We start from the raw sequence: 10,818 nt of genomic DNA, 5'->3' as shown, positions 1-10,818 counted from the left end.
TGATTTTTCTTGTTGTCTTGATTTCTCGAAAGAAATTAAACTCCATAGAAAGGAGGTGATCCATCCCCACCTTCCGGTAGGGATACCTTGTTACGACTTAACCCCAATCATCAACCCTGCCTTGGGTGACTCCCTCCTTACGGTTAGGACACCAACTTCTGGCATTGCCAACTCTCATGGTTTGACGGGCGGTGTGTACAAGACCCGAGAACGTATTCACCGCAACATTGCTGATTTGCGATTACTAGCGATTCCGACTTCATGAAGTCGAGTTGCAGACTTCAATCCGGACTGAGACTGACTTTTTGAGATTGGCTTAACCTCGCGGTTTTGCGACTCTTTGTATCAGCCATTGTAGCACGTGTGTAGCCCAGGTCATAAGGGGCATGATGATTTGACGTCGTCCCCACCTTCCTCTAGCTTACACTAGCAGTCTCCTTAGAGTCCCCAACTTAATGCTGGCAACTAAGGACAAGGGTTGCGTTCGTTGCTGGACTTAACCAAACATCTCACGACACGAACTGACGACAACCATGCACCACCTGTATCCTTGTTAACCTCCACTATATCTCATAGCTTTGCAAGGTATGTCAAGACCTGGTAAGGTTCTTCGCGTTGCTTCGAATTAAACCACATGCTCCACCGCTTGTGCGGGTCCCCGTCAATTCCTTTGAGTTTCACTCTTGCGAGCATACTACTCAGGCGGAGTACTTAATGCGTTAGCTACAGCACTGCCTCTTGGCAACACTTAGTACTCATCGTTTACGGCGTGGACTACTAGGGTATCTAATCCTATTTGCTCCCCACGCTTTCGTGCCACAACGTCAGTAATAGGCCAGTTAGCCGCCTTCGCCACTGGTGTTCCTTCATATATCTACGCATTCCACCGCTACACATGAAATTCCACTAACCTCTCCTATACTCTAGTAATGTAGTTTCCAAGGCGGTTAGGGGTTGAGCCCCTAAATTTAACCTCAGACTTGCATAACCGTCTACGCACGCTTTACGCCCAATAAATCCGGATAACGCTTGCCACCTATGTATTACCGCGGCTGCTGGCACATAGTTAGCCGTGGCTTTCTGGTAAGGTACCGTCGATCCTATAATCATTTCCTATTATAGTATTTCTTCCCTTACAACAGACCTTTACAATCCGAAGACCTTCATCAGTCACGCGGCATTGCTCCATCAGGCTTTCGCCCATTGTGAAAAATTCCCTACTGCTGCCTTCCGTAGAAGTTTGGGCCGTGTCTCAGTCCCAATGTGGCCGTTCGTCCTCTCAGACCGGCTACGCATCATTGCCTTGGTAAGCCATTACCTTACCAACTAGCTAATGCGCCGCATCCCCATCAATTAGCGAAGCATTGCTGCTCCTTTCATTATTAGTTTTTCATACTAATAACATATGCGGTATTAGCTGTCGTTTCCAACAGTTGTTCCCCACTAAATGGTAGGTTAGATACGTTTTACTCACCCGTTCGCCACTAAAGTATTGCTACTTCCGTTCGACTTGCATGTATTAGGCATGCCGCCAGCGTTAATCCTGAGCCAGGATCAAACTCTCAATAAAATTGTTTTTTGTTAAAAGAATGATGTCTGACTTATTTAATTTTTTAATAAAAATTGACGGATTAATTCTTGTTCTATTTAGTTTTCAAAGATCGTTTTTTCTGGTTTGCGACCACTTTGTTTTTGGTCACAATAAGAATAATACAGAAAAGCAAAGACAATGTCAATTAAAAATTAATAAAATAATTATTATTTTTATTATATTTTAAAAACTGATAAAAATATCAATAAATAATGTTAATTTTACCAAAAATAACACTTATATATTTTAAAAAAAATAAATTTTTATTTTGATGAATTAAAAAAATATCATTAAAATTAACGAAAGCACAAAAATTTTATTTGTGATTAATGAATATTTATTTTATACTTCGTGTAAGACCCTGTTTAGAATCTTCATAGCAAATAAAGCAATAGTTTCAAAAACTTATATTTAATTTATAAAGTTAATTATAAAATCGTTTTTATTTTTTATCATTAACTTGTTTTACTAATAATTTCAAAAATGATATTAAATCACTAGTGAAACTTTCTTTTTGTCCATATTGGCGATAACTTATTTTATTATCATTCAATTCTTTTTGTCCAACAACAATTTGATAAGGCACTTTTTGGGTTTGTGCTTCAGCAATTCGTTTACTAATAGTGCCACTGCTAATGATTTCGGTACGAATATTATTTTGCTTACATGTTTCATGAATCAGATTAGCATATTCTAACATCGGTTGAGTATCATTAATTGGTAAAATAGCAATTTGGGTTGGAGATAGTCATAGTGGGAATACCCCTTTTGTTTGTTCTAACAGTGTCGCAATAAAACGTTCGTAAGTACCAATTAAACCACGGTGGACAATAACTGGGTTAACTTCGTGATTGTTTTGGTCAATATAAGTTAAATTAAACTTTCTTGGTAACAAAAAGTCAAACTGAATAGTAGAGATAGTAATTTCATGACCTAGTGCTGTTTTAATTTGAACATCAAACTTAGGACCATAAAAGGCAGCTTCACCAATCATCGGTTTATAGTCTAACTTTAATTCATCCAATACTTCACGTAATGCTGTTTCTGCTTCAACTCACATTTTATTATCATTAAAATATTTTTCTTTATCAGCAGGGTCACGTAATGATAATGATAAGTAATCAATTTTAATATTTAAAGTTTTTAAAACTTCAGCAATTAATTGATAACAGCGTTTGAATTCTTCTTTCATTTGGTCACGACGCACAAAGATATGTGAATCAGTTAATTCCATACTACGAACACGTTCTAAGCCAGTTAAAGCACCACTTGCTTCATAACGATATAGTAAAGCATGTTCACTTAAGCGCAATGGTAAATCACGATAACTACGAGGCACACTTTTATAAATCATACAATGATGTGGACAAGTCATTGGTCGTAATACTAACTGTTCGCCTTCTTTTTCAGTCGGACTAAACATATTCTCACGATAGTGGTCTCAGTGACCAGTTTTTTTATAAAGTTCAACTGAACCTAAAACTGGTGTTGCTACTTCTTGATATTCTCATTTGAATTCTTGTTCACGTAAATAACTTTGTAAAATTTTTTTAATCATCATCCCATTAGGTAAAAAGATTGGTAATCCTTTTCCACAATCATCGTTGAAGGTAAAAATATTTAATTCTTTCCCTAATTTACGATGATCACGATTTTTACGGTCTTCAATATCTTTAATTACTGCTTGTAGTTGGTCTTTTGAATAGTGACAAATGCCAGTAATTCTTTGTAATTGTTTGTTTTTATCATTACCTAATCAATAAGCACCAGTAATATTTAATAATTTAAAAGCTTTCATCGACTTTGTTTCATTAATGGCAACTCCCGAAGCAACTACTAAGGTTTTATTGTCTACCAAGTATGAGCATTTTAAACCATTAACATGATTTAATTTAATATATTCTAAAGCAAACGGATTTTCACTATGACTTTTTAATGACTCAACTTGGGTTTGACAAACTCGAGCAACAGTTAAATTATTTTTTAATAATTCATGCATTTGTTTTTCAATTTTAACTAAATCTTCGTTTGTTAAACGAGTACTGTAGTCAAAATCTAAATAGAAACCATCATCATTGGTTTTAGCAACAGTAATTAATGCTTTTGGGTACATAATTTTAATAGCATGTGCTAAAACCATGGCGCAACCATAGTTTAAAACTGTTCAGCCTAAAGTTTCATTTTTAGTAACAAATTTAACTTCAGCATCTTCTTTAATTTTTCAGTGTAAATCTTTTAATTGACCATTCAATGTGAAAGCAATGATCGAAGCTGCTTGCTTAGCATCATCTTTCAATAATAATTCATAACCAGTGACAGGTTGGTCTAAATGATAAGATTTTAATTTACCATCTAGTGTATTTACATTAATTTTCATAAGTTACCTAATTCCTTTTCTGTTAACATGAATAGTACTAGATTATTTAGCAGTGAAAGATGAAAAAGGTTTAGTACTACTAATTAATATCAATTACTAATATCTTGGCTTTAGCAGGAATTGTGTAAGTACTACTAATAGCTTCTTGAATTTGTAAAGTATTATTTAAATCAATTGTAACACCTTTTTGGTCATAATAAGCATAAATTCCAGAATTTAAAACAAACTTATTGTAATCAATAACATTATTGGTAATAGGAATTATGTATACTGGTAAATGAGCGTTAGCAATTGTTGTTAAGAATTTACTATCTTGGCTGTTAGTAATTAAAAATTGTGGTTTCTCATCAATAATAGTTTTAATTGTTTTAGCAATTAACGTATCTTTTGATTTTAATAATTCATTAGCAATCTTACTTACTGGTTGATGACTTTCAGCATCAACAATAATTTTACTCATCGTCGCGATTGCTAATGCTGGGTAATTACCATTCGCTGATTCACCTGAGAGCATGGTACATGTTGAACCTCAATCCACAGCTAGTCATACATCAGTAACTTCGGCTCTTGTGGGATGGGGATTTTCAATCATTGAATCTAACATTTGCGTAGCAACAATAACTGGTTTATTAACACTTCGACATTTTTGAATTCATTCACGTTCTAAGAATGGTACTTTTTCGAATGGAATTTCAACTCCTAAATCACCACGGGCGACCATAATAGAATCGGAAACTTCTAAAATTTCATCAAAATTATTAACTGCTAATTGTGATTCAATTTTGGCATTAATTTTAATATGTTTGCCACCATTGTCATCTAATACTTTCCGAATAGCTAAAATATCTGCTTTTGAACAAACAAATGATGCTGCCACAACATCAACTTGTTGTTGACAACCAAAAATTAAATCAGCTTTATCTTTATCAGAAATAAATGGTAATGATAATTTTACATTAGGAATATTAATGGCACGGCGGTCTTTAATAATATGTGTATTTAAAGCTTGACAAGTAATAACATGTTCTTTGATATTAATAACTTTTAATGTTAATTTCCCATCATCAACTAATAAGTTATCATTAACTTTCATGTCCTTAGAAAGGTTTGAATAGTTAACAGAGAATCTTTCAGCAGTACCAATAATTTCTTCATTATCAATAACAGTAATAACATCGTTTTTTTTAATTTGTGCACTCCCACCTTTGAAAGTATGAGTTCTTACTTCAGGTCCTTTTGTATCTAACATAATAGCAATGGGGACATTTAGTTTTGCTGCAACTTCTCTAATCGTTACAATACGCGCTAAATGTTCTTCATGAGTTCCATGAGAAAAGTTAAGTCGTGCACAAGTTGATCCATTTTCAACTAGTTGTTGAATAATTTCAGCTGAGGTTGATGCAGGTCCTAAGGTTGTTACACACTTAGTTATTTTTATAATTGGAATCAAGTGATTCACCACTTTCTTAAATGTTCTTTTTTGTAATAATTCCTGATAGGCGTAATACTTTAGCAGCTAGTGCTGAATTTTTTTCTGGTGTTTTTGGCGTATTAAGCGCATCTTGAATTTCAATGGCTACTAAACGATTACCTTGTAATCCGACACAGATGCTTGATTTGTTGCTATTAGCAAACCTTTCAGCAGCAAAGACACCCATCATTGTGGCAAGATAACGGTCAAAAGCACTGGCTGTCCCACCACGTTGAATTTGTCCTAAAACTACTGATCGTGTTTCACATTTGGTTTCTGCTTCAATCATTTTAGCAACTTTTTTAACATCGTATAGATTTTCAGTTACAACTACTACCATCGAGCGACGTTGTTTTTTAGTATACATTTGTTTGATTAGTTCAATTAAAGCAGGTTCTAAAATATTCAAATCTTTGGTTGCTACTAAATCACAGTTGGCAGCAGCTGCTGCATGTAGGGCAAGGTCACCACATTCACGACCCATAGTTTCAACAATCATGATTCTACTATGTGAATCTGCAGTTTGACGAATTTTGTCAAGATTTTCAACAATAGTGTTTAAAGCAGTATCAAAACCAACAGTAAATTCACTTGAATTAACATCATTGTCAATCGTCCCTGGGATTCCAATACATTGCATTCCTGATTCAACACTAATCTTTTGCAGACCAGTAGTCGTTCCATCACCACCAATAGCGATTAAACCTTTAATGTTTTCTTTACGTAAAATGTCGATACATTTTTTTCTTGTAGCTTCATTTTCGAATTCTTTAAAGCGAGCTGAACCAATAATAGTCCCCCCCATTTGGGTACCTAAATCAATTAGTTGTATTCATTGGGCATTAATTGTTTGAAATTCACTTTCATATAAACCTTTATAGCCATTTTTAATTAAAACTAATTCAAATTTTCTTTTATCAGTACTACCTGTACCTGCTTTGCTATTTTCAAAACTCATACTACGGAGAGTCTTATAAACACCATTAATTACGTTGTTCATTCCTGGGGCATCGCCGCCAGAAGTTAAAATACCGATTCTTATTTTATCTGTGTCATTCATGTTTAGTCATCCTTTTCTAATTGTGTATATAAATAATTATTATATTTATTAATATAATCAAAAACTAGATATTAATCAAATCATAACCGTATTTTTTTATACGATTATGATTTGAAAGTTGATTAAAAACAAATAATAATTAATTATTTTTTATTGATGTTATAGAAAGCATCATTGCCTAAGAATACTGCTTGATCTTCAAGATCTGCTTCGATTGTTAATAAACGGTTGTACTTAGCAACACGGTCAGTTCTTGACATTGAACCAGTTTTAATTTGTCCAGTGTTGAAGGCAACAGCTAAATCAGCAATTGTTGTATCTTCAGTTTCGCCTGAACGGTGAGAAACAACAGCAGTTCAACCAGCTTTTTGACACATTTGAATTGCTTCAATAGTTTCAGTAAATGTTCCGATTTGGTTTAATTTAATTAATACTGAATTAGCAACATTTTTAGTAATTCCTTCTTTAATAATTTTTGGGTTAGTAACAAATAAGTCATCACCCACAACTTGAAATTTACCTTCTGATTTTTCTAATAGTAGTTTAAATCCATCTCAGTCACCTTCTGCTAAGCCATCTTCGATCGAAACAATTGGGTACTTCTTAGTTAAACCAACTAAGTAATCAACTAGTTGTTGGGAAGTTAATAATTTTTCAGTAGCTTTTGATTTTCCATCTTTGTTACCAAAAACATATTTACCATTTTTGTAAATTTCAGATGAAGCACAGTCCATAGCAATTTTCATATCTTTAGCAGGTGTATATCCAGCTTTTTTTATAGCTTCCATAATTAAGTCTAATGCTTCTTCGGTTGATTTTAAGTTAGGAGCAAATCCACCTTCATCACCAACAGCAGTAACATATCCTTTAGCTTTTAAAATATCTTTTAAAGCATGAAAAGTTTCAGCTGCCATTTGAATCGCTTTTGAGAAAGTTTTGGCACCTACTGGCATAATTAAAAATTCTTGGAAGTCAATATTATTATCGGCATGGGCACCACCATTAATTACGTTTAACATTGGTAATGGTAGTTGACAAGCATTTGGTCCACCTAAGTATGTATATAGTGGTTGACCTAATTCATCAGCAGCAGCTTTAGCGACAGCTAGTGAAACACCTAAGATAGCATTAGCTCCTAGTTTTTCTTTATTAGCAGTACCGTCTAATTTAATCATAGTTTGGTCAATTTGTCTTTGACTAGTTACTTCTAAACCAATGATTTCATCAGCAATGATTTCATTAATGTTTTTAATTGCTTTTAAAACACCTTTTTTCCCGTAGACTTTAGCGTCACCATCGCGTAGTTCTAGTGCTTCGCGCGTTCCAGTTGAAGCACCTGATGGTACTAAGGCAATTCCATAGCCACCGTCTTCGGTTCAACATTCTACTTGAATAGTTGGGTTTCCACGTGAGTCAATTACTTGTAATGCTCTAATATCATTAATACATGACATTATTCATTCCTTCTTTCTTTTTGTATACTTCAATATTTATTATACAGAAAAACGGTGTTTATAATTAAAAAAGCACAAATATTTTTTATTTGTGCTTTGATTTTAATGATATTGCATGTCTATATAATTATGATTCAAGAAATTGTTACCTATCGAAAATAATAAGTCATTTATGATAAGTGTACGCTTCAATCAGTATTAATAAGTTTATTTCTATTTTCATCTGTTATTATACCAGAGTCATTTATTAGGTTTTTCATATTTTTTGGTAAATCTTCTTTTGGATAGTCTATTTCACCTATTCTTTTAGATACAGCTTGATTTAAAGTTGTAACATCATTCAATTTTTCATAAGCATCACTTGGAGTTTGAGCATCTTCTAATTCACTAAAGAACATCTCAACTGCTTCTATTTTTTTATTAGCTCTACCATTTTCTCCATAAATAGTATCTTGTTTTTTTGCTCATTTTTCATAATGCACAGTTATTTTTGCAACTGCTACCTTAAACTCTGCTTTAGCAACAGTAATTTCTCGTTTAGCTGCTTCTAAATATTGTGAATCAGGCTTTCCAACATTAAAAAAACTTCTTTTAGAATCAGGTTTTGCCATTTTTTTTGCATATTTAATTTTTATTTTTTGGCATTTTTCATCTAATTGTTCTTTTAATTCTTTAATTCTCTTAGTATCACGTTCTAAATAAATATTTGGTTTTGATGATTGTCTTATTTGATGATAGGTGCTTTTTATTGCTGCAAATGGTAAAGTAGTAAAAGGGCTAACTATTAATAAGAAAGGCGCTAAAAGTTTTGAACGTTTACTAATACCTGTTATTTTACCAAATCATTTGAAACCTGTTTTTAATGAATTAAAGAATTTTCATAGTCTGCTTTTACTTTGTGAAGTTTCTAATTCATCAATAGTTTTACTAAAACGATATTTTTCAGTCTTAGTAATCAATAATAAATCTCGGAATGCTTGTTTTCGCACTCCATTAACCATTCATTGTTGTGCTCTTCGATTTGATAATGGACTCTTAAAAATTTTTAAATCTTCAACTCGTTCTTTACCAATAGGTTTAAACTTTTCTTCATTAAAAGGAGAAAAATTTTGATTTCTTGCTGTTATAATTTTATAAGTGTTTCAGTTTTTAATTTTAGCTTTGGCTGATTTAATTTGGTTAATATTTTCGAATCATTCATCAATAGAACTATCAAGTTTAGTACGTTCATTGTCAAGTTTTAAATTTTCTTCTAAATAAACTAAAGATTTAATAATTTCTTCATCAATTACGTCTCCATTATCATCATATGCTGTACCATCATTGTCTATTTTTATAGGACTATCATATATATTTTTAAGTATAGTCTTTCTTCTAATAAATTCAACTTCATCAATTGCATCATATATAGGAGTTTCTCGATTTTGAATTGCACTATCTTCCTTTTGGTCAGACTTAATTTTTAACTTAATTTCAGTTAATTTGTTGATAGTTGCAAGAAATTTTTGTCTCTCTTCAGAAGTTATATCTTTATTTAAAAGCATAGCTTGTTTATATACTTCTAATTCATTATTAGGATTTAAAAGAAAATCAATATTTGGTAATGACTTACTAATCTCTTCTTGAAAATTATCAAATGCTTCTTTTCGATTTCTTTTATATTTATCATTAATCTCTTTTAATTTTGTATAATTATCTGGTAGTGATTTTAGTAACTCATATTCTTTTTGAAACTCTGAATCAATTGTATTAGTTAAATAATGATATTTTTTTAAATGTTCATTATATGGTTTAGCAATATAATTTTCTATTTTTTCAAAGTAAGGTCTAATATTTTTGTCTAGAGTATCTTCTTTTTTATTCTCTAATTCTGAACGAAGTTTGTTCATTATTTTGTTTTTTTGCACTGCCGAAATTATTGATTTATTAAGAAAAGATTGTACATTAATTTTACTAATTTCTTTAGGAGATTTATCAGAAATATCATGCATACTATTATTCAAATCTTCTTCATAATCAAATTTTAATTGCTCAGTACCTTTAACAAGATCTTCATAAAATTTTTTTAATGTTTGATAATTTTTTTGGTCTTTTTGCTTTTGAACTGATACATTACTACCATCTACGACAACTTTGTACTTCAGTAAATTTCCATTATCAATAGCAGTTATTTTTTGCTCTAAATCTTCAGTTTTTAGTCAGTCTATAAATACTTCTGTTTTATCCAAAATATATTTTTGTATTTCTGCAACTGTTTTTTCAGAAACATTAATAAAATCATCAACATCTTTTTGTAATGTTTCTTTTCTAGTTTTGACTCCTTCATTTATAGTATTTAAACCATTTAAAAAATTACCGTTTCTTATTCTAGTATTTTTTTTATGTTCTAATGCTACTTGTGAATTAATATCTATAATAGATTTAACATATTCTTCAACTACATTATTATACTTTGCATCAATAGTATCTTTCGTAATGTCTTTTAGTTTTGCAAAATTATCTAGTATTTCGCTTGTTTCTTTAAACAACCTTGTATCTTTTTGTTTTTGTTTATCTACTTCTGTTTTTTCATCAATAATGGTGGTGCTTCAAATACCTTTATGCTCATACTTGATATATCCTAATTGTTTATTATATACCAATGTATTAATATCATTTTCAATACTTTTTGCTTTTTCAATAAATTCTAAGGTTTCCTTTTTAATTTTAGTTTCAACTTCTTCAATTTTTTTTTCATTACTAGTAATGACATTTTGAATTACTGATTTAAAATCTTCGAAATTAGCAAGAAAACTCTGTAGTTCATCTCAATATTCTTCGTTTCTTATTGGCATTTTTATATCTCCTTTTCATATTTATATTAAA

5 protein-coding genes and 1 rRNA gene are annotated in these 10,818 nt (G+C 31.6%); all 6 read right to left on the bottom strand.

What is annotated here, in order from left to right:
* Positions 1-48: 48 nt before the first annotated feature.
* Positions 49-1,570: ribosomal RNA gene (locus tag AAHM98_RS00855) — 16S ribosomal RNA — on the bottom strand.
* Between the two features lie 463 nt (positions 1,571-2,033).
* Positions 2,034-3,968 carry a threonine--tRNA ligase gene (gene thrS, locus AAHM98_RS00850; protein WP_342276626.1) on the bottom strand — a complete coding sequence of 645 codons (1,935 nt, stop codon included), beginning with the start codon at positions 3,966-3,968 and terminating at the stop codon, positions 2,034-2,036.
* 79 nt (positions 3,969-4,047) lie between these two features.
* Positions 4,048-5,418, bottom strand: coding sequence for a pyruvate kinase (pyk, locus tag AAHM98_RS00845; protein ID WP_342276625.1), 1,371 nt, complete (start codon positions 5,416-5,418; stop codon positions 4,048-4,050).
* 16 nt (positions 5,419-5,434) lie between these two features.
* Complete coding sequence (locus tag AAHM98_RS00840) at positions 5,435-6,499, bottom strand: ATP-dependent 6-phosphofructokinase (protein WP_342276624.1); 1,065 nt, start codon at positions 6,497-6,499, stop codon at positions 5,435-5,437.
* Positions 6,500-6,642: 143 nt separating this feature from the next.
* Entirely contained in the window at positions 6,643-7,953 is a 1,311-nt protein-coding gene (gene eno, locus AAHM98_RS00835; protein ID WP_342276623.1) for a phosphopyruvate hydratase, read from the bottom strand.
* A 170-nt stretch (positions 7,954-8,123) separates the two neighbouring features.
* Positions 8,124-10,787 carry a hypothetical protein gene (locus tag AAHM98_RS00830; RefSeq protein ID WP_342276622.1) on the bottom strand — a complete coding sequence of 888 codons (2,664 nt, stop codon included), beginning with the start codon at positions 10,785-10,787 and terminating at the stop codon, positions 8,124-8,126.
* Between the last annotated feature and the right edge of the window lie 31 nt (positions 10,788-10,818).

The sequence above is a fragment of the Spiroplasma endosymbiont of Nebria brevicollis genome, from assembly GCF_964030895.1.
Lineage (GTDB): Bacteria > Bacillota_I > Bacilli_A > Mycoplasmatales > VBWQ01 > Spiroplasma_E.
Note: the sequence above shows the minus strand (reverse complement) of the source record. Positions and strands in the feature narration are given on the sequence as shown.